This is a genomic window from Vibrio sp. 10N.222.49.C9 (assembly GCF_041474985.1).
In the GTDB taxonomy this organism is placed as follows: domain Bacteria; phylum Pseudomonadota; class Gammaproteobacteria; order Enterobacterales; family Vibrionaceae; genus Vibrio; species Vibrio crassostreae_C.
The window spans coordinates 1-414 of the sequence record NZ_JBFRVD010001160.1 but is presented as its reverse complement, the minus strand read 5'-3'; the positions used below and the strand labels follow the sequence as shown (position 1 = coordinate 414).

Sequence of the window (414 nt, the reverse complement as noted above, 5' to 3'; positions counted from 1 at the left end):
GGATACGGATTCTACGTTTGTTTCTCTCAAAGATGAGTGCACCCAAGAGCAAGCGGATGATATTGGCAATGCGCTGACCAAGCACATCAATAGTTGGTGGACCCAGCATTTGACCGAGGAATATAACCTCACCTCCCTGCTTGAGCTTGAATATGAAACCCACTTTTCTCGATTTTTCATGCCAACCATTCGCGGCTCTGAAACAGGTTCAAAGAAGCGCTATGCCGGATTAATTACTCAAGAATCTGGCTCTCGTATCGTGTTTAAAGGCTTAGAGAGTGCCCGTAGCGACTGGACTGAGCTTGCGCGAGATTTTCAGGCGCACCTTTACGAGCTTATCTTTGCCGGGTCCGATCCCACCCAGTTCATTTTAGATACCGTAGAACAAGTTGAGAGCGGGGAAATGGATAATAA

1 protein-coding gene is annotated in these 414 nt (G+C 47.1%); it reads left to right on the top strand.

What is annotated here, in order from left to right; all coding sequences use genetic code 11:
• Positions 1-414 (top strand): DNA polymerase domain-containing protein (locus AB4585_RS27360; protein ID WP_372171889.1); only part of this gene is annotated, 414 nt, incomplete at both ends.